The organism is Acetobacter garciniae (genome assembly GCF_017377735.1).
GTDB lineage: Bacteria > Pseudomonadota > Alphaproteobacteria > Acetobacterales > Acetobacteraceae > Acetobacter > Acetobacter garciniae.
Genome location: NZ_JAFVMH010000001.1, coordinates 620461 through 638238, shown reverse-complemented (window position 1 = coordinate 638238; position 17778 = coordinate 620461). Strand labels below are relative to the sequence as shown.

Sequence of the window (17778 nt, the reverse complement as noted above, 5' to 3'; positions counted from 1 at the left end):
GGGTTATCCCCCCTGCATGGGGGCGACAATTTCCACCCGCATGCCTTCGATAATGGGTGTTCGCTCACGCTGGGGGGCGGGCACGAACACCCCGTCCAGCGCGGTTGCGATACGCGCCCCGCTATAGCCCAGTTCATCGATCAGGGCCGCCAGCGTGCGGGCCGACACCTCGTGCGTCTCGTCATTGACCACAAGTTTCATCGGTCGTTGCTCCTTAACCCTGGGCGCCAAAAATCAGGTCGGCCGCTTCCCGCGCGCGGGCGGGAGAAAGCAGGAAGCCGTGCCTGTACATGCCGTTGATGAAAACATGCCGCCCATCCCTGCGCACGCGGGGCATGTTGTCGGGGTAGGACGGGCGCAGGCCCACGCCCATTTCCAGAATTTCCGCCTCGGCAAAGCCGGGATGCAGTGTCCAGGCGGCGTTGAGCAGTTCCATCATGGAGCGCACGGTCATGCCACCGGCATCTTCGCTTTCCACCATGGTCGCCCCCACCATGAACACATGATCGGCACGGGGGACGATATAGACCGGAATACGCGGGTGCAGCATGCGCACGGGGCGGTGCAGCACCACGTCGGGGCAGCGCAGCAGCAGCATTTCACCCCGCACGCCGCGCAGGCCTTCCAGCGTGTTGCGGGCGTTCAGGCCGGTGCAATCCACCACCCAGTCGAACGCGTTATCGTCGGGCGGGGCGTCATCCATGTTCGCATGCCCACCCAGATGGCGCAGCCTGTCGCCCAGTGCTTCCAGCGCACGGCGCGGGTCTACATGCCCTTCATCCGCAAAAAACAGGCCTTTCTGGAAACGCCCGGCCAGATCCGGCTCCAGTTCGGCAATTTCAGCCCCCCCCACCTGCGTGAAATGCGACGTGCGCCGCCCGAAGCGTGCTATTTCGCCCACGTCACGTGCGGGGGCCAGCACCAGACTGCCCTCACGCGTGACATCGGGCACATGGGCTGCCCACCAGTCCACCGAATCGACCGACTGGGCCGTGACCTCCGCCGGTGCGGACTCTGCCTCGCACCAGGGGGCAAGCATGCCACCCGCCATCCAGGACGCACCGGCCCCGACCCGGCCCGCGCGATCGACCAGGGTCACGTCCCCGCCCCGTTCGGCCAGGGTGACGGCGGCGGTCATTCCCGCAACCCCTGCCCCTTTTACCAGAATACGTGGTTTAGCGTTCATAAGCCTGATCTCTGTCCCAGTTGTATCGTCTCGACAAGACCGCACCCCGCAGGCAGGCTGTTATACCACATCCGCCCCGGCGCACAGCATGGCCCATGCCCGGCCAAAGCCAGACCCGGCCTGCCCCGTGATTGAGCCGTTGCGAACAAGGCGTGCGTGGAATGCGGCTTTAATCAGAACGCGCGCACCAGCAGCACCATGACCAGGCAGCATTCCGTCACGGCGGTCACGATCCAGCGCACGCCCATATAACCTGCGGGCAGCCAGCCCCTGCGCCAGGCATTGCGTTCGCACACCGCCATGAGTGCGAACGCCACCACCAGCAGGGCGATACCGGCCAGCGGCACCCAGGCATAGGCCATGCAGGCCGCGGCCCAGCCGACCAGGGCGGGCACCACACCCAGGGCCAGGCGCAGGTTATCCACCTCGTCCGCCCCGGCTGTCATGATCAGGCGATCGGTCTGCAAGGCCTGCCCCCAGTGCACGGCACCCATGAAGGAAAGGGAAACCGCGCCATAGGTGACAAGCATCATCAGAAGATTGGGCACGGGCACGCCAGAGTCGAAAAAGACAATGCCCGCGCTGCACGCCACGAAGGGAACAACACCCGCCAGCATGAGAACCACGGCCAGAAAGGGAAGTTTCTTCATTGCTTGGGATCCTGCTCCGTGAATATCGTGTTTTCGCCATCGCGGTGTTGACAGCAAAGCCCAACAGGAGGCCACTAGCAACCGCACGGAATAGCGATTCCGGTCTGCTCCGTCAGAAACCAAGAATAAGGCGGTTGGGGCATCCCCCGAACCCGTAAGCCATCAGGAACGGAAATACCATGAGTGCCATTGTCGACATCATCGCGCGTGAAATTCTGGACAGCCGGGGCAACCCCACGGTGGAGGTCGACGTCGAACTGGCGTCCGGCGCCAAGGGCCGCGCGGCTGTTCCATCCGGTGCCTCGACCGGCGCGCATGAAGCCGTGGAACTGCGTGACAAGGACCCCAAGCGCTATGGCGGCAAAGGGGTGCTCATGGCTGTGGAGAATATCGAAACCGAAATTCTGCCCACCCTGCAGGGCGCTGAATCCTCGGACCAGATCGATATCGACAACGCCATGATCGATCTCGATGGTACCCCCAACAAAAGCCGCCTGGGTGCGAACGCCATTCTGGGCGTGTCCCTGGCCGTGGCCAAGGCGACGGCCGCGGAACTGGAAATGCCGCTCTACCGCTATATTGGCGGCCCGTTCGCGCATATCCTGCCGGTGCCGATGATGAATATCGTCAATGGCGGCCAGCATGCCGACAACCCGATCGACATTCAGGAATTCATGATCCAGCCGGTGGGCGCGCCCACGGTGGCTGACGCCATTCGCTGGGGTTCTGAAATTTTCAGCCAGCTCAAGAAGGCGCTTAGCGCTGCTGGCCACAACACCAACGTGGGGGATGAAGGCGGGTTCGCCCCAAGCCTGAAATCCGCCGATGATGCGCTGGGCTTCATCACCCGCGCGGTGGAAGCCGCCGGCTACCGCCCCGGGCAGGACGTGACCTTCGCGCTGGATTGCGCCAGCACGGAATTCTACCGCGATGGCCGCTACGTCATGGAAGGGGAAGGCAAGAGCCTGGATTCCGCTGGCATGGCCGCCTACCTGGCCGATCTTGTGGGCCGTTACCCGATTGTCTCCATCGAAGACGGCATGGCCGAGGACGACTGGGAAGGCTGGGCCCTGCTGACCCAGACCCTGGGCCAGAAGGTGCAGCTTGTGGGGGACGACCTGTTCGTGACCAACCCCGAGCGCCTGCGCCGTGGTATCAAGGACAAGATCGCCAACTCCCTGCTGGTCAAGGTCAACCAGATCGGCACGCTGACCGAAACCCTTCAGGCGGTCGACATGGCCCACCGCGCCGGTTACACCGCCGTGATGAGCCACCGTTCGGGCGAGACGGAAGATTCCACTATTGCCGACCTGGCCGTGGCCACGAATTGCGGGCAGATCAAGACCGGCTCGCTTTCGCGTTCGGACCGTACGGCGAAATACAACCAGCTTATCCGCATCGAGCAGGAACTGGTCACCGCCGCGCAATATGCGGGCTATTCCATCCTGAAAACGGCCTGAAAACGGCCCGGACACCGCACAGACCAGCACCCCGAAACCCTATAACCGCCTGTAAAACGGCGGGACAATGGTTCGGGGTACGAAATCACTTGTACGTGCATGGCGTTATGGATTAAAACGACTAATGCGTTATAGAGTGGATGGTTCTTTACCGTAGGCGAACCCGAAGTGCAGATTGGTCGTATCATCCGTCGAGTTATCCGGGCTGTTGTCCCACCCATGGTGTTCCTGGGGATTACCGGCTATTTCGGCTGGAACGCCACACAGGGTGAACACGGCATGCACGCCTATCACGAGCAGCTTGGGCTTCTGGCCCAGGCGCAACAGGCCCACCAGGACGCGCTGAGCGAACAGGCGATCTGGCGTAGGCGCGTGAACGGGCTGAAGGAACAATCGCTCGACGCCGATATCCTGGATGAACGCGCACGCGCCATGCTGAACATGGCCGACAAGAACGATATCGTCATTCCCTATGACAGGCGCGCCCCGCTCTTTTAAGCCGCCGGCACTTTCCCCGCGCTCTCCCCCCCGGCAGTATGCCGTCCCGCTGGTGGGCTCTGTGTGCACCTCCCCGCCACTGCTATGAGACTGCCTCAGACAGCCCTCAAACAACGATGCTCGGCATGCGGGGTTTTCGAGGCTGAACGGCCGGATTGAAAATTTTGCAGCGCGCAACCGTGAGCAAGCAAAACACCACGCTCTATGCCAGCGCGGCTGTATCTCCATCCCTGCGCGCAACAAAAAACGGCGCCTTGCGGCGCCGTTCCGATCCGGGCGTCAACCGCCCCGATAAAGACCGATCTTATTTGATCTTGGCTTCGCGGAACACGACGTGCTTGCGCGCCACGGGATCGTACTTCTTCAGTTCCATCTTGCCCGTATGCGCGCGGGCGTTCTTCTTGGTCACATAGAAGTATCCGGTGTCCGCCGTAGAAACGAGACGGATCTTGATAACGTTGGTCTTGGCCATGGCTTCCTCAGCAGGACAGGATTGCGGAACCGGGCATGCGGCTCCGGCGGTGTTCAGTTGGGCGCAAAATGCGCATACAAAAGAAAAAGGTCAAGCTTTCTTGCATCAAAGCAGCACCACGGACACCAAAAGGGGACCATTTTATGCTCGATGTGGCAACCGCACGCGCCCGAATCCTTGAAAACATACCGTTCTGCGGGCAGGAAACCACACCGCTCACCCAGGCCTGCGGCCGCGTTCTGGCCCAGGACCTGCCAGCGCGGCGCGCCAATCCGCCGGTTGGTGTCTCCGCCATGGATGGCTACGCCGCCCGTGCGGCAGACACCAACCCCGGCGCCGTGCTGCGCGTGGTGGGCGAGGCCCCGGCCGGTCATCCGTCAGGGCAGACAGTGCAGACTGGCGAATGTGTGCGCATTTTCACCGGCAGCCAGATCCCCGATGGGGCGGATACCATCATCATCCAGGAAAATGTGGTGCGCGAGGGGGACCGGATAACGCTTTCGCAGCCGGGCAAGCCGGGCCAGTTCATTCGTGCGCGCGGGCAGGATTTCGACCGGGGCGACGTGCTGGTTCGGGCCGGGCGCAGACTCGGGGCGCGCGATATCGGGCTGGCGGCAGCGGGTGGGCATGTGTGGCTGCCAACCGCACGCCGCCCCCGCGTGGGCGTTCTGGCCACGGGTGACGAAATTACCCTGCCGGGTGACCCCATTGCCGAAGACGGCGTGTTCAATTCCGCCGCCTTCATGGTCAGCGCCTTTCTGGATCAGGCAGGGGCCGAGGCCATTATGCTGCCCGTTGCACGTGACAACACCGCAAGCCTTGCGCAGAGCCTTGCCCACGCCCGGCAGATGGACATGCTGGTGACAATCGGCGGGGCCAGTGTGGGCACCTACGACCTGGTGCGCAGCGCGCTGGACGAGGTGGGGCTTGCGCTGGATTTCTGGAAAATTGCCATGCGCCCGGGCAAGCCGCTGCTTTCGGGGCGGCTGGGCAATACGCCGGTCATTGGCCTGCCGGGCAACCCGGTGGCGGCCTTTGTCTGTTCGGTCGTGTTCGTCGTACCCGCCATCCAGGCCATGATGGGCATGCATGTTTCCCCCCAGCCCCAGACGGAGGCCGCCATTCTGGCCAGCGCCGTGCGCGAGAACGACGAACGCCAGGATTTCCTGCGCGCCACCCTGTGCGAAGACCCCCAAGGCGGGCTGCCAAGGGTCACCCCCTTTGCCCGGCAGGATTCGGCACAGCTTAATATTCTGGCGCAAAGTCAGGCACTTGTGCTGCGCCCGCCCCACGCCCCCGCACAGGATGCAGGCACGATGTGCCACATGATACGGCTGGGGTGAAAACATACGACCCTGCGCGAAAGCATTGACAAAAAACGAGAACTTACATAGAACAAAATCTGGTTTTCCAGAATGTTCAATCGTCTCGCCGGGGTGCGACAATGCTGACTCGCAAACAGCACAAGCTGCTTCTTTTCATTGACACGCACCTTAAGCAGACGGGGTTTTCGCCTTCTTTTGATGAAATGCGCGAAGCCATGGGCCTGCGCTCGAAATCGGGCATTCACCGGCTGATTTCCGGGCTGGAAGAACGCGGTTTCCTGCGCAGGCACCACCACCGCGCCCGCGCGCTGGAAGTGCTGCAACTGCCCGAATCCGTCGAGGACCTGCCCCCCAACGTGATCAGGGGCAGCTTCACCCGCCCCAGGACGGAACTGGTCAGGGTACCGCTTTACGGCCGCATTGCCGCGGGCCTGCCGATCGAAGCCCTGGCCGACCCCGTCGCGAACCTGACGGTGCCGACCGAAATGCTCGGCAATGGGGATTACTACGCGCTTGAGGTCAGCGGCGATTCCATGACCGATGCCGGTATTCTCAACGGTGACCATGTCATTATCCGCAAATCCGACCAGGCCGAAAACGGGCAGATCGTCGTAGCCCTTATCGACGAGCACGAAGTCACCCTGAAGCGGTTGCGCCGCAAGGGCGGCATGATCGCCCTTGAACCCGCCAACGCCCAGTATGAAACCCGCATCGTGCCCGCCGACCGGCTGCGGATTCAGGGCGTGCTGGCAGGGCTTTTGCGGCAGTACTGAGCGCGCAGGCGGTATTTTCGTGCCCATAGTGTCATGGGCCCGTCTGCCGTCGCATGTGCCGTATTGTCACGCTCGATGCCGACCGAACTCCCACACCGCGAGCGCCCCCATTCACGTGCCTGTTCGCCCGCCGGGCCATGAAGGGGCAAATGTTTCCTCCCATGACGGAAGCCGCGCTGCCAGTTCGGCCAGCGTGCGGGGTGTGACGTCTTCGCACCAGGGGATTTCAGCCAGAATGCGGACCTTGCCCAGGCTCTCGATCGTGCGGCGGTTTTCGGGGTTGGCTGGACCGTTCAGCACCACGCCTGCCACGGCAATGCCCCGCTCGCGCAAGGCCCCCAGGCTGAGCAAAGTATGGTTGAGCGTGCCCAGCCCGCTGCGGGCCACCAGCACCACGGGCAGGCCCCACAGGGCGGCGAGGTCGATCATCATCATCTCATCCGTGGCGGGCACCATCAGCCCCCCTGCCCCTTCCACCACCAGGGGCCGGTGGGGTTCGGCAAGCGGCAGAGCCAGACGGGCCGGGTCGACCTGTTCCGCCTGGGCACGGGCTGCCGCCTGTGGGGAAAGGGGTGCCTGGTAAGCGCCAGCGGGGGGGAAGCAATGCGCACCGGGCACCAGCCGTGCGACCGTGGCCGTATCGCCTTCGTCCTCCGCCAGCCCGCTTTGCAGGGGTTTCCAGTACAGTGCCTGCCAGCGCTGGACCAGGCAGGCCGAAATCAGGGTTTTACCCACCCCCGTATCGGTTCCGGTGACAAAAACCCCCTGGCGCGGTGGGCGGCGAAAACAGCCATAGGCCAGTTCCCAGCTTATGGCCCCGCCCCCCGCATTCAGCCGGTCGGCCGCGCGCCTGATCTGGCCCACGGACAGGCGACCGCCCCCCTCACGCGGGACGGCAGCGCCCGTGGTCTTCAGGTGCCGCAGGAAATCCAGCCCGGTGGGGAAAACCTGCTCGTAGCGCGCAACCCGCCATGCGCCGGAACAGGGATAAGGCGTCCAGCCCGCCACGGTCTTCGCATTCGGGTAAGTCGGAGTAGCCGCCTGCGCCCCTTCGGCAGCACATGCCGCGCGCCATTGGGCAAATGTGCCCCCCAGCAGGGTGGATACGCCAAGCAAGCCGCCCGGTGCCAGCAAGACTGCCAGTTTTTGCAGCACCTCGGCCGGGTTTTCCAGCCATTGCAGCACCATGTTGCCGCAAATGACATCGAACGGCCCGTCCACATCCGGCCGGGTCGCGTCCATGACGTGGAACATCGCGCGATGACGATCAGGGAGGAAGGCCGCCATCCGGTCGCGGGCGCGGGCAACCATGCGGGGGGAATAATCCGTGGCCACGATCTCGGCCTGGGGCCAGCGGGCATGCAACTGCTCGGTCAGCAGGCCGGTGCCACAGCCGATTTCCAGAATACGTGCGGGACCATGCTCTGCCTCATGCGCAGGCCATGCCCCGGCGGCCAGGGCGTGCGCTATCTCCGCAGCCAGTTCCCCGGCTGAAAGGCGCTGCACCACGGCCGCCGTGTCGTAACGCTCGGCATTGTCGAAGCTGCGCCCGATCAGGGCCGCACGAGGTGTGGAAGGGGTGGGGGTCATGCGCCGGGCTGCTCCATGTGCCGCGCCATCCCGCGTAGAAAACGCGCGCACTCATCGGGGTTCGTCAGGGGTAGCAGGTGTCCGCCCTCCAGCCATTCGATAGTGGTCTCAGGCGGGAGGGAGGCCGCAAGCATGGCCGGTGGCACGACCTTGTCCTGCCGCCCGCCCAGCACGCCTATGCCTTCCGCCATGCTGGCCAGGCGCTTGCGCGCATCTGCCTGCATGAGCATATCCAGCCCCACGCGCAGGTGGTCGGTATTCACCGGGCAATCCGTGGGCAGTGCCGTTGCCCCGCAAGTGGTGCGAAACGCATTCACGACGTCCCTTGCATCGGTCTGGAGCCCCTTGAGCATGCGGGCCAGAATACGGGGGGCCGTGCCCTGCGCAAAGTCCGCGCGGGCGGCGAAACAGCCAAACGCATTTATGCCCACAAACCTGCTGCCCGCTGGCCATCCGTCCTGGCTGGCCAGCCAGAGAAAGCCCAGCGAATGCCCCACAGCCAGCACCGGGCACCCGTCCTGCCTGATCCGCTCAAGGGCTTCATCCGCGTGGGGCCGCACAGCGTCCAGAAAGCCCAGATCCGGCGTCATCACCCCGTTCCAGCCCAGCCTGTCCAGCACAGGTACCCAGACATCCGGCCCGAATCCCCAGCCATGCAGGAAAAGCGCGCGCATGGGCTGCATCAACCCATTGCCTTGCGGGCGGCCACGATGGCGGCGGCCAGTGCGTCTACCTGCGCGCGGGTATGGTGGGCGTGCAGGACAACGCGCAGGCGGCAGCTACCGGGCGGGACTGTGGGCGGGCGAATGGCGACGGCCAGAAAACCCGCCTGTTCCACAGCGCGCGCAAGGGCCAGCGTTTCTGTCTCCCCCCCGATCAGCACGGGCACGATCTGGGTGGTGGATGGGCCTACGTCCAGCCCGGCACGGCGCATATGCGCGCGAAATGCCTCCGCCAGGCTGGCGGTATGGGCGCGGGCTGCATCCATGCCGGGCAGCAGGTCCAGGCCCGCATCCACAGCGCCCAGAACCAGTGGCGAAGGTGCGGTCGAGAACACAAAGCCCGAAGCCGCGTTTTCAAGCCAGCGACAGACCGGATCGGACGCCGCGACAAAAGCCCCCATGCTGCCCAGCGCCTTGGAAAAAGTGCCAATGACAAGATCGGCCCGCCCGGCCACCAGCCCCTTGCCGCCTTCGCCCAGGATGCCGGTCGCATGCGCTTCGTCCACGCACAGGAACGCGTTGTTGCGGCGGGCCAGGTCGTGCAGGGCCTGCAGGTCCGCCCGGTCCCCATCCATGCTGAAGACACTTTCGGTCAGGATGATGCGCAGCCCTGGCCCCTGCACCTGTTCGAGCAGCGTTTGCAGATGGGCCATGTCATTATGCCGGAACCTGTGCGGCCGCAGCCCGGCCGCAGCACAGCCCTGGTAAAGGCTGGCGTGAATGAGTTTGTCCACCAGCGCAATGGCAGGTGCCCCCGTCTCCTGCACGGACAGGCGCGCAAGAGCCGGCACGACGGAGGCATTGGCCTGCCAGCCAGAGGAAAACAGCCGGGCCGCCTGCATGCCCTTCAGTTCCGCCACGCGCCGTTCCAGCCCGGCAACCAGGGGTGACGTGCCCGTCACCAGCCGCGATGCACCGCTGCCGCTGCCTTCCTCGCGCGCCCAGGTGCCGGCGCGTTCGGCCAGCAGCGGATGTGTGCGCAGGCCCAGATAGTCGTTGGAGGAAAAATCGACCAGCACGGTGCCATCGTCGGCGCGCAGCAGCCCCGGCCCCGCCCCATGCCACGACCGGCAGGACCGTAGACGGCCCTGCCCTGCCAAGCTATCCAGCCCTTTGAGAAAAAGATCATCGAACCGCATCATGACCCGACTTGGTGCCGGAGCCCACGCCCAAGGTCAATCACCCCGGTGCGTCCGCACCACCCTGCCCGCAGCAACGTCCCCTTTCCAACCCCCTTCCGGCCCCTTTAACGCATAGAAGAGAGCAGCCATGACCACCTCCCCCCTGCCCGCATGGTACCAGCAAGGGTGCGGGCATATCTGGCTACCGTACAGCCAGATGCAGACAGCCTCCCCCCCGCTTGCCGCCGTGCGGACACAGGGCAGCCGGATCACGCTGGCTGACGGGCGTGAACTTGTGGATGGGGTCGCCGCGTGGTGGACGGCCTGCCACGGCTATAATCACCCGCATATCCGCGAAGTGGCCACCGCCCAGCTTGCCACCATGCCGCATGTCATGTTCGGCGGCATGGTGCATGAACCGGCCTTGACACTGGCGCAACGCCTGTGCGCCCGGCTGCCCGGGGACCTGGAGCGGGTGTTTTTTTCGGATTCGGGATCTGTCGCCGTCGAAGTCGCCATGAAAATGGCCATTCAGTACCGGCTGAACAAAGGGGAAACGGGGCGGACCCGCATGCTGGCCTTCAAGGGCGGCTATCATGGTGACACGCTGGGCACCATGGCCATATGCGACCCCGAAGAAGGCATGCACCATCTCTATGGCAGCGCGCTGGCACGCCAGGTCATTGCCCCGCTGCCGCAGGACGAGGCCAGCAGCAGGGAATTTCACGCCCTGCTGGAACGCCACGCCCATGAACTGGCCGCCATTCTTGTCGAACCCCTGGTGCAGGGGGCGGGCGGCATGCTGTTCCACGCGCCCGAAGTCCTGCGCATTCTGCGCGCCGCCGCCGACCGCTACGACATCCTGCTGATCGTGGATGAAATTTTTACGGGCTTTGGCCGCACGGGCACGTTTTTCGCCTGTGAACAGGCCGGAATCGTGCCCGATATCGTCGCCCTTTCAAAAGCGCTGACCGGGGGTACCATGGCGCTGGCGGCAACGATCGCACGCAGGCATGTGTTCGAGGCGTTTTTGTCAGACAACCCCGAACACGCGCTGATGCACGGGCCCACCTTCATGGCCAATCCGCTGGCCTGTGCCTGCGCCAATGCCTCGCTCGACCTGTTCGAAAGCCAGCCCCGGCTGCAACAGGTGGCGGCCATCAACGCCGTCCTGACCGAGCAGCTTGAACCCTGCCGCAGCCTGCCAGGCGTGGTGGATGTACGTACCCTGGGCGCCATAGGCGTTGTGGAAATGCAGGCCATCACGGACCCCGAGGCGTTGCGTCAGCGCTTTATTGCCCAGGGCGTGTGGATCCGTCCCTTCCGCAATATCATCTACCTGACCCCCGCCTTCACGATTTCGGAGGCAGAACTGCACAAGCTGACCGGGGCAATCCGCACGGTGCTGGGCGGCTGAACGCCCAAAGGGAAACCTGCCGCAATCGCCCGCCACAAGGGTGGGGCTGGAACCCGGCCCCTTTCAGGCGGGTGGTGGCGTGTCCTGTGACCAGGCACGGGCGGCGTGTTCGTCCTCTTCCCGCGCGGCGACCCAGGATGCGTGACCGTCAGCGAATTCTTCCTTTTTCCAGAACGGTGCGCCGGTCTTGAGCCGGTCTATCAGGAAGGCCGTTGCGTCCAATGCCGCACCGCGATGGGCCGCGCTGGCGCCCACGAACACAATGGCTTCCCCCACCCGCAATGTTCCCACGCGATGGATCAGCGTGCAGCCGAGCAGGCCGAAGCGCTGGACTGCCTCATGCGCCAGGGCGTGAAGGATTTTTTCCGTCATGCCGGGATAATGCTCCAACGTCAGGCTGACCAGGCCGTTGCCGCCGCGCACCTGGCCGAAAAACAGCCCTACCCCGCCTGTCCGATCCGAAAGGGCAGAAAGACGCGCGATCTCGCTGGCGGTATCGAAAGGGGCTTCCTGCACGGCTACGTGGATGCCCGCCCCAAGGCTGTCCAACTCGGGGCTGCCCATCTCCGGGCTGCCCACCTTTGGCACGCCCGCCCCTGGCACGCTCATGGATATCATCCCCCGGTCATGGGCGGAAAAACCGCCACTTCGTCCCCGGGCCGCACGATCTGTTCCAACCCGCCCAATGTCTGGTTGATGGCCACGCGCAGCCGTGGTTCCGCCGCGAACGCACCGGCCACGCGCGGGTCCTGCTGCCCAAGCTGTGCCAGCAGGGCAGTAACGGTCATGCCGCCTGCGGGAAGGGTGGCCACCTGGCTTTCCCGGCCGATCTGCTCGCGCAGGGCGGCGAAATACAGGATAGTTACCGTGCTTGTCATGATCCCGACCTGTTCCGTCTCGCTACCGGGCGGATATGCGCCATAAGGCCGGGTGCCGTCCACTGCCATATCATTCCGCCCCGGCCGGGATGCATGAAGTCAGCCGCGGCACCTAGTGCGGCGCGGCAGTCCGGGCCTGCCCGCGGGTGCTGATCGAACCATCCGGCGCGATAATGGTGACCGTGCCATCGCCATTGGGGATTTCGATCGTGGCGGGGCCTGACTGGCTGCCTGTATCCGTATTCTTGATCGTTTCGTGATAGACGGGATTGGGCAGTGGCAAGGGGCCGCTGCCCATGGGGGCGTTACCGGCTTTTTCCTGCCGGCCGATGCTGATTTCCTGCCCGTCGGACATCTGGGGCTGATTTTCCAGCGGCGCTGTGCCGCGCTGGCGGGCCACATCGGCCAGCGAAGGCAGCGGCGGGGGCGGACCGGGCCAGACATTGCCCGCCTGCGGCAGCACGGGCGGTTCAGCAACGAAAAACCCCCGCACCCGCCGCATGTTCAGGTCGGACCCGCTTGGCGTATTCGGGTTATCACCAGGCAAGGTGACCGTGTCAGACAGGAATTTGCCAAAACCCGAACATCCGCCCACCAACACGCTCAAACCCAGAAGGGCGGCCTTGCGCATACCTCACTCCGCTTGTTCGTGCGTTCACGCTTACGCACACCGGCCGTCACGCAGTGCGGACGGTGCCGCGCCAGTTGGCCCTGACGCCTCGATCAGGGACGCATTACCCGGGCAGGACGCCCCTACAGGTCCACATGGCGCAAACCCGTGGTCAGATAATCCCAGCCGGTAATCAGGGTCAGGACGGCTGCGATCCATAGCAGAACGGCCCCTATCAGGGCCACATGCAGCCAGGGTGCCCCCAAAAGCACCCCCGTGCCATCCCCCGCGAGCAGGAAGCCGATGGCCGTCATCTGAAAACCGGTTTTCCATTTGGCAAGCCGTGTCACCGGCAGCATGGCGTGCCGTTCGGCCAGGTATTCGCGCATGCCCGAAACAAGGATTTCGCGGCAGAGAATGACGATGGCGGGCCACAGGCTCTGGTAAGGCAGGCGCGTGTAACCGGCCAGCACCATAAGGCAGGCCCCCACCAGAAGCTTGTCGGCAATCGAGTCGAACATGCGCCCGAAATCGGAAAGCTGATGGCGCGAACGCGCCAGCTTGCCGTCGAAATAATCCGTAATACCCGCGAGAATGAACAGCAGGCAGGCCGTGGCGTCGGCCAGGGGCGTGCCGCAGGCGGCAAACCCCACCACAATGGGAATTGCCACGATACGCGACAAGGTCAGGACATTTGGCAGGTCTGTCAACATCGTATGCAATGGTAGCGCATTTCCCCGCTGGCTGGAATGGCTAGTCCTATCGCAAACCTGTCAGTTTTTTCTTAATTTCATAATTCCGCTCCATTCCCGCGCCGATGCGCAACCGGGCATGGGTGCATTCTCATTCCGCCGTCCAGTCGGGGTGGAAGTGCCCGTAGATCGCGCGCGCCATTTCGTGGCTTATGCCCGGTGCCGCTTCCAGTTCCCCCAGCCCCGCCTGCTTGACCGCGCGCGCCGAACCGAAGGTGTTGAGCAGCATTTTCTTGCGTGCGGGCCCCACGCCGGGAATGTCGTCCAGTTCGGAGGTGACGAGCGTTTTCGACCGGCCCGCGCGGTGGGTGGTGATGGCGAAACGATGGGCCTCGTCCCGCAGGCGCTGGAGATAGTACAGGACCGGGTCGCGCATATCGAGCTGGAACGGCTCACCCTCGCCCGTGTGGAACCATTCCCGTCCCGCGTCGCGGTCGGGGCCCTTGGCAATGCCCACCAGCTTGACCCCGCTCACCCCCAGATCGTCCAGCACGCCGCGCACCGCCGAATACTGGCCAGCACCACCATCGATCAGCAGCACGTCGGGCCAGTTCGAGGTATCGCCCTCCTCCGCCTCCTTCAGGGCACGGCCGAACCGGCGTTCCAGCACTTCGCGCATCATGGCAAAATCATCGCCCGGGGTGACCGGGCCCTTGATGCGGAACTTGCGGTAGGCCTTGCGGTTGAAGCCTTCGGCCCCGGCAACGATCATCACGCCATACGCATGGGCCCCCTGGATATGGCTGTTATCGTAGACCTCGATCCGTTCGGGCGGGTTGTCGAGCCCCAGCACCTGCGCCACGCCTTCAAGCAGGCGCGCCTGCCCCGCCGTTTCCGCCAGCCGGCGCTTGAGCGCATCGCGCGCATTGGTGACGGCATGGTCCAGCACGTGTTTTTTCTCCCCGCGCTGGGGGTTCAGGATCTCGACCTTGCGGCCTTTGTGCAGGCTCAGCGCTTCTGCCAGCAAAGCCTGTTCGGGCAGGTCGAGATTGACCAGGATCTGCGCAGGAATGGGCTTGTCATCGTAGAACTGCGCGATGAACGCACCCAGGATATCGCCGGGCGCTTCGTCCTGCGTATGGGCGGGGAAAAACGAGCGGCTGCCATTGTTGCGGCCGCCGCGAATGAAGAACACCTGGATACAGACCTGCCCGCCTTCCTGCCAGAACCCCATCACATCCGCATCCTGGAGCGAGGCGGGGTTGATCACGCTGGATTCCTGCATCTGGGCCAGCGCCCTGATCCGGTCGCGCAGGACGGCAGCGCGTTCAAAATCAAGCGCTTCGGCCGCCTCGTTCATTTCACGGCCCAGCGTGTCGCGCAGGGCCGTGTCCTTGCCGGACAGGAAGTCGCGCGCCTGTTCCACCAGATGGGCGTAGGATGCCTGGTCGATCCGGTCCACGCAGGGGCCGGAACAGCGCTTGATCTGGTAGAGCAGGCACGGCCTGCTGCGGCTGTTGAACACCGCATCCGTGCACGAACGCAGCAGAAAGACGCGCTGGATCAGGTTCAGCGTCTGGTTGACCGCCCAGGCCGAGGCAAACGGCCCCCACAGCGAAGCCCCTTTTTCGGCCTTGCCCCGGTGCTTGGCAATCTGGGGAAAGGGATGGCCGTCGGTCAGCATCATCCACGGATAGCTCTTGTCGTCGCGCAGCAGGATGTTGAAGCGCGGCTTCATGCGCTTGATGTAATTGGCCTCAAGCAGCAGGGCCTCGGCCTCGGTATGGGTGGTGACGATCTCCATCGCCACGGTTTCCGACACCATGCGCCGCAGCCGTTCGGGCAGGCGCGCGACCTGCGTGTAGGACGTCACCCGTTTTTTCAGCGAAAGCGCCTTGCCGACGTACAGCACCTCCCCCTTCTGCCCCAGCATGCGGTACACGCCCGGTGAAAGCGGCATGGTTTGCAACGCATGGCGGATCGCATCCACACCCCTGACGGGTGCCGGAAGGGGCTGATCCTGCGTGGTGGGGGCCATGCCCGTTGCAGAATATTCAGTTGTCATCAGGCGCTCTTTTAAGGCTCCGGTTTTCATCCACCGTTTGTGTGGATAACTCTGTGGAACATCTGGGGCGGACTCAGCACAAACCGCAGATTTTCGGTTCTTTCAACGGAATGCTCATTTTTTAAGCATAAGAACTAATGTTCTGATTTAAAAAGATTTTCTTCTAAATCCCCATTCCTCGGGAAAGCCGTTTTTGAACTTTTTGTGAAAAATAGAGGGAGTCAAGAGAGAAGTGGACAAATTTTGCATGTTCTCTTCTCTCTCCCGACGCGCGGTTTCAGCTTTGCGCCACGCGTTCGGCCTGTCCCAGCAGACGCAGGAAATTCCCGCCCCAGAACGCCGCAATTTCGCTTTTGTCATAACCCCGGCGCAAAAGCTCCGCCGTCAGGTTCACGCCCTGTGTCGCATCCTGCCAGTCGGCCAGCGCCCCCCCGCCATCGAAGTCGGAGGAAATGCCCACATGCTCCACCCCGATCCGGCGCACCACATAATCGATATGGTCCACGAAATCGGTAACGCCAGCCGTGCGCTTGCCTTCTTCTGGCTTGGGCTTGAGAAAAGCCGGCATGGCCGTGATCTGGATCACGCCGCCGCTGGCCCCAAGCGCATCCAGTTGCTCATCATCCAGGTTGCGCGGATGATCGCACAGGGCCCGCACGCAGGAATGCGTTGCCACTACCGGCGTTGCCGAAGCCTCCACCGCCGCCAGCATGCTGCTTTTTGCCGCGTGGGAGACATCCACCAGCAGGCCAAGCCTGTTCATTTCGCCCACCGCCTCACGCCCCAGGGCTGACAGGCCGCCATGTCTGTGCGGGCTGTCCCCCAGGCTGGGGCGGTGGATGGCGGCATCCGCCAGGGCGTTGTGCCCGTTATGGGTCAGGGTCACGTAACGGGCCCCCCGGGCACGGAACTGCGCCAGCATGGCCACGTCCTCCCCCATGCCGTAACCGTTCTCCACGGCGGGAATAACCGCGATCGCCCCCGCGGCGTGGGCCGCTTCGATTTCGGCCACCGTGGCGCAGACGCGGGCTTTCACTCCGTTGCGCTCTCCCTGCATGCGGTTGATGGCGTCCAGCATCTCAAGGCATTGCTGCTGGGCCTGGACGTGTCCTTCCGCCGTGGTGGGCCCCTGGCCGATATAGGCCACGAAGCAGCCAGCCGACATGCCGCCACGCTGCATTTTCGGCAGGTCCACATGCCGGCCCGTTGTCAGGGTGAAGGCATCGTCCTGGTCCGGCCAGGGAATATCGATATGGCTGTCGAGCGTGAACAGGCTGCGATGCAGGGCCTGCGCATCCTGCGGCGCTGGGGTGGCCGGTTCAAGGCGGGATTGCGCCACAAAGGCGGGGGTCGAAGATGTCATGCCTGAAAAATGGCCCTGCTGGCTGAAATTGCAAGGAAACGGCCCAAAGCCTGGGTCCATACTGCAAGCATCGTGAATGCCCGCCTTTGTGTTATCCGCGCTTTTTGCTTGCCCTGCAAACCCCGATGCGCCATGCCCGAAGCCATGCGACTTGTGACCTGGAACATCAACTCACTCCGGCTGCGCCTGCCGTTGCTGGAAAAATTGACCACGCACCTCCTGCCCGACGTGGTATGCCTGCAGGAAACCAAGGTTCCCGACCCGCTCTTTCCGGCCGAGGCCCTGCGCGAACTGGGCTATGAGCACCTGCATTACAGGGGCATGAAGGGGTATAATGGCGTTGCCATCCTGTCACGCCATCCGCTTGAGCCCCTGCCCGACATGCCCGACTGGTGCGACAAGGAAGATTGCCGCCATGTCGCGGCCATGGTCCATACCCCGCAAGGCAGCGTGGAAGTGCATGATTTCTACATTCCCGCCGGGGGCGATGAACCCGATCCCGACATCAACCCCAAATTCGCGCACAAGCTCGCCTTCGTGGATGAAATAACCGACTGGTTCAGCGCGCGCAGTTCTGCCCGCACCGTGCTGGTGGGCGATCTCAACATCGCCCCGCTCGAACACGATGTGTGGAGCCACAAGCAACTGCTCAAGATCGTCAGCCACACCCCGCCCGAAACCCAGCGCCTGGGGCGGCTGCTCGACACCGGCTTTGTGGACGCCATGCGCCACTTTGTCCCGCCCGAGGAAAAACTTTACACTTGGTGGTCCTACCGCAACCGCGACTGGCAGAAATCCGACCGGGGCCGCAGGCTCGACCATATCTGGGTGACACCCGACCTGGTGCCCGAACTTTCAGGCATGATGGTCATCCGCGAAGCGCGCGACTGGGCCTCTCCCTCCGATCATGTGCCGGTCATGCTCGACCTGTCCCCGCCCTGAGCGACTGCTTCAAG

At 63.9% G+C, this 17778-nt stretch carries 19 protein-coding genes; 6 read left to right on the top strand and 13 right to left on the bottom strand.

Annotated features, from left to right (window positions below; all coding sequences use genetic code 11):
- Positions 1 to 3 precede the first annotated feature (3 nt).
- From thiS to J2D77_RS02805, 3 genes are all read right to left on the bottom strand, one after another.
- Complete coding sequence (gene thiS / locus J2D77_RS02815) at positions 4 to 201, bottom strand: sulfur carrier protein ThiS (protein ID WP_207844745.1); 198 nt, start codon at positions 199 to 201, stop codon at positions 4 to 6.
- A gap of 13 nt (positions 202 to 214) precedes the next feature.
- Positions 215 to 1186: a glycine oxidase ThiO gene (thiO, locus tag J2D77_RS02810; protein ID WP_207844744.1), complete on the bottom strand. Its 972-nt coding sequence runs from the start codon at positions 1184 to 1186 to the stop codon at positions 215 to 217.
- Positions 1187 to 1359: 173 nt separating this feature from the next.
- The gene (locus J2D77_RS02805) at positions 1360 to 1836 is read right to left on the bottom strand and encodes a DUF3429 domain-containing protein (protein ID WP_207844743.1); all 477 of its coding nucleotides are present in this window, start codon (positions 1834 to 1836) and stop codon (positions 1360 to 1362) included.
- Between the two features lie 179 nt (positions 1837 to 2015).
- On the opposite strand from J2D77_RS02805, the gene eno reads away from it, so the two are divergent.
- On the top strand, positions 2016 to 3296 hold the full coding sequence (gene eno / locus J2D77_RS02800) for a phosphopyruvate hydratase (RefSeq protein ID WP_207844742.1): 1281 nt from the start codon (positions 2016 to 2018) through the stop codon (positions 3294 to 3296).
- Between the two features lie 168 nt (positions 3297 to 3464).
- Positions 3465 to 3794, top strand: coding sequence for an FtsB family cell division protein (locus J2D77_RS02795; protein WP_207844741.1), 330 nt, complete (start codon positions 3465 to 3467; stop codon positions 3792 to 3794).
- 304 nt (positions 3795 to 4098) lie between these two features.
- Here J2D77_RS02795 and rpmG read toward each other — a convergent pair whose 3' ends face one another.
- Complete coding sequence (gene rpmG, locus J2D77_RS02790) at positions 4099 to 4266, bottom strand: 50S ribosomal protein L33 (RefSeq protein WP_003623017.1); 168 nt, start codon at positions 4264 to 4266, stop codon at positions 4099 to 4101.
- 68 nt (positions 4267 to 4334) lie between these two features.
- Between rpmG and J2D77_RS02785 the strand changes: the two genes are divergently transcribed.
- Both J2D77_RS02785 and lexA read left to right on the top strand, forming a co-directional pair.
- The gene (locus J2D77_RS02785; RefSeq protein ID WP_207844740.1) at positions 4335 to 5609 is read left to right on the top strand and encodes a molybdopterin molybdotransferase MoeA; all 1275 of its coding nucleotides are present in this window, start codon (positions 4335 to 4337) and stop codon (positions 5607 to 5609) included.
- Positions 5610 to 5710: 101 nt separating this feature from the next.
- Complete coding sequence (lexA, locus tag J2D77_RS02780) at positions 5711 to 6364, top strand: transcriptional repressor LexA (protein ID WP_207844739.1); 654 nt, start codon at positions 5711 to 5713, stop codon at positions 6362 to 6364.
- Positions 6365 to 6475: 111 nt separating this feature from the next.
- Here lexA and bioD read toward each other — a convergent pair whose 3' ends face one another.
- The 3 genes from bioD to J2D77_RS02765 are packed head-to-tail and all read right to left on the bottom strand — an operon-like array spanning position 6476 to position 9818.
- Complete coding sequence (gene bioD, locus J2D77_RS02775) at positions 6476 to 7954, bottom strand: dethiobiotin synthase (protein ID WP_207844738.1); 1479 nt, start codon at positions 7952 to 7954, stop codon at positions 6476 to 6478.
- Positions 7951 to 8637 carry an alpha/beta fold hydrolase gene (locus J2D77_RS02770; protein WP_230975415.1) on the bottom strand — a complete coding sequence of 229 codons (687 nt, stop codon included), beginning with the start codon at positions 8635 to 8637 and terminating at the stop codon, positions 7951 to 7953. The genes bioD and J2D77_RS02770 overlap by 4 nt, the downstream gene beginning before the upstream one ends.
- Positions 8637 to 9818: an aminotransferase class I/II-fold pyridoxal phosphate-dependent enzyme gene (locus J2D77_RS02765; RefSeq protein ID WP_207844737.1), complete on the bottom strand. Its 1182-nt coding sequence runs from the start codon at positions 9816 to 9818 to the stop codon at positions 8637 to 8639. The genes J2D77_RS02770 and J2D77_RS02765 overlap by 1 nt, the downstream gene beginning before the upstream one ends.
- 127 nt (positions 9819 to 9945) lie before the next feature.
- On the opposite strand from J2D77_RS02765, the gene J2D77_RS02760 reads away from it, so the two are divergent.
- Positions 9946 to 11214, top strand: a complete 1269-nt coding sequence (locus tag J2D77_RS02760; protein ID WP_207844736.1) for an adenosylmethionine--8-amino-7-oxononanoate transaminase — start codon at positions 9946 to 9948, stop codon at positions 11212 to 11214.
- Positions 11215 to 11277: 63 nt separating this feature from the next.
- On the opposite strand, the gene J2D77_RS02755 is transcribed toward J2D77_RS02760, so the two are convergent.
- The 6 genes from J2D77_RS02755 to J2D77_RS02730 form a co-directional block, all read right to left on the bottom strand.
- On the bottom strand, positions 11278 to 11778 hold the full coding sequence (locus J2D77_RS02755) for a molybdenum cofactor biosynthesis protein MoaE (RefSeq protein WP_207845005.1): 501 nt from the start codon (positions 11776 to 11778) through the stop codon (positions 11278 to 11280).
- A gap of 50 nt (positions 11779 to 11828) precedes the next feature.
- The gene (gene moaD, locus J2D77_RS02750; RefSeq protein WP_331000163.1) at positions 11829 to 12155 is read right to left on the bottom strand and encodes a molybdopterin converting factor subunit 1; all 327 of its coding nucleotides are present in this window, start codon (positions 12153 to 12155) and stop codon (positions 11829 to 11831) included.
- Between the two features lie 49 nt (positions 12156 to 12204).
- Complete coding sequence (locus J2D77_RS02745; protein WP_207844735.1) at positions 12205 to 12723, bottom strand: hypothetical protein; 519 nt, start codon at positions 12721 to 12723, stop codon at positions 12205 to 12207.
- A 122-nt stretch (positions 12724 to 12845) separates the two neighbouring features.
- On the bottom strand, positions 12846 to 13415 hold the full coding sequence (gene pgsA, locus J2D77_RS02740; RefSeq protein ID WP_207844734.1) for a CDP-diacylglycerol--glycerol-3-phosphate 3-phosphatidyltransferase: 570 nt from the start codon (positions 13413 to 13415) through the stop codon (positions 12846 to 12848).
- A gap of 130 nt (positions 13416 to 13545) precedes the next feature.
- Positions 13546 to 15459, bottom strand: coding sequence for an excinuclease ABC subunit UvrC (gene uvrC / locus J2D77_RS02735; protein WP_207844733.1), 1914 nt, complete (start codon positions 15457 to 15459; stop codon positions 13546 to 13548).
- 277 nt (positions 15460 to 15736) lie between these two features.
- Positions 15737 to 16822, bottom strand: a complete 1086-nt coding sequence (locus tag J2D77_RS02730; RefSeq protein WP_207844732.1) for a dipeptidase — start codon at positions 16820 to 16822, stop codon at positions 15737 to 15739.
- Positions 16823 to 16954: 132 nt separating this feature from the next.
- Here J2D77_RS02730 and J2D77_RS02725 point away from each other — a divergent pair, with 132 nt between their 5' ends.
- Entirely contained in the window at positions 16955 to 17764 is an 810-nt protein-coding gene (locus J2D77_RS02725; protein ID WP_207844731.1) for an exodeoxyribonuclease III, read from the top strand.
- The last annotated feature ends 14 nt before the right edge of the window (positions 17765 to 17778 follow it).

Excerpts from the sequence above, each read along its gene's own strand:
- J2D77_RS02725 (WP_207844731.1), top strand. The coding sequence starts at position 16,955 with ATGCCCGAAGCCATGCGACTTGTGACCTGGAACATCAACTCACTCCGG.
- J2D77_RS02755 (WP_207845005.1), bottom strand. The coding sequence starts at position 11,778 with ATGGGCAGCCCCGAGTTGGACAGCCTTGGGGCGGGCATCCACGTAGCC.
- J2D77_RS02760 (WP_207844736.1), top strand. The coding sequence starts at position 9,946 with ATGACCACCTCCCCCCTGCCCGCATGGTACCAGCAAGGGTGCGGGCAT.
- uvrC (WP_207844733.1), bottom strand. The coding sequence starts at position 15,459 with ATGACAACTGAATATTCTGCAACGGGCATGGCCCCCACCACGCAGGAT.
- J2D77_RS02745 (WP_207844735.1), bottom strand. The coding sequence starts at position 12,723 with ATGCGCAAGGCCGCCCTTCTGGGTTTGAGCGTGTTGGTGGGCGGATGT.
- thiO (WP_207844744.1), bottom strand. The coding sequence starts at position 1,186 with ATGAACGCTAAACCACGTATTCTGGTAAAAGGGGCAGGGGTTGCGGGA.
- J2D77_RS02730 (WP_207844732.1), bottom strand. The coding sequence starts at position 16,822 with ATGACATCTTCGACCCCCGCCTTTGTGGCGCAATCCCGCCTTGAACCG.
- lexA (WP_207844739.1), top strand. The coding sequence starts at position 5,711 with ATGCTGACTCGCAAACAGCACAAGCTGCTTCTTTTCATTGACACGCAC.
- J2D77_RS02770 (WP_230975415.1), bottom strand. The coding sequence starts at position 8,637 with ATGCAGCCCATGCGCGCGCTTTTCCTGCATGGCTGGGGATTCGGGCCG.
- rpmG (WP_003623017.1), bottom strand. The coding sequence starts at position 4,266 with ATGGCCAAGACCAACGTTATCAAGATCCGTCTCGTTTCTACGGCGGAC.
- bioD (WP_207844738.1), bottom strand. The coding sequence starts at position 7,954 with ATGACCCCCACCCCTTCCACACCTCGTGCGGCCCTGATCGGGCGCAGC.
- J2D77_RS02765 (WP_207844737.1), bottom strand. The coding sequence starts at position 9,818 with ATGATGCGGTTCGATGATCTTTTTCTCAAAGGGCTGGATAGCTTGGCA.
- J2D77_RS02805 (WP_207844743.1), bottom strand. The coding sequence starts at position 1,836 with ATGAAGAAACTTCCCTTTCTGGCCGTGGTTCTCATGCTGGCGGGTGTT.
- eno (WP_207844742.1), top strand. The coding sequence starts at position 2,016 with ATGAGTGCCATTGTCGACATCATCGCGCGTGAAATTCTGGACAGCCGG.
- J2D77_RS02785 (WP_207844740.1), top strand. The coding sequence starts at position 4,335 with ATGCGCATACAAAAGAAAAAGGTCAAGCTTTCTTGCATCAAAGCAGCA.
- thiS (WP_207844745.1), bottom strand. The coding sequence starts at position 201 with ATGAAACTTGTGGTCAATGACGAGACGCACGAGGTGTCGGCCCGCACG.
- pgsA (WP_207844734.1), bottom strand. The coding sequence starts at position 13,415 with ATGTTGACAGACCTGCCAAATGTCCTGACCTTGTCGCGTATCGTGGCA.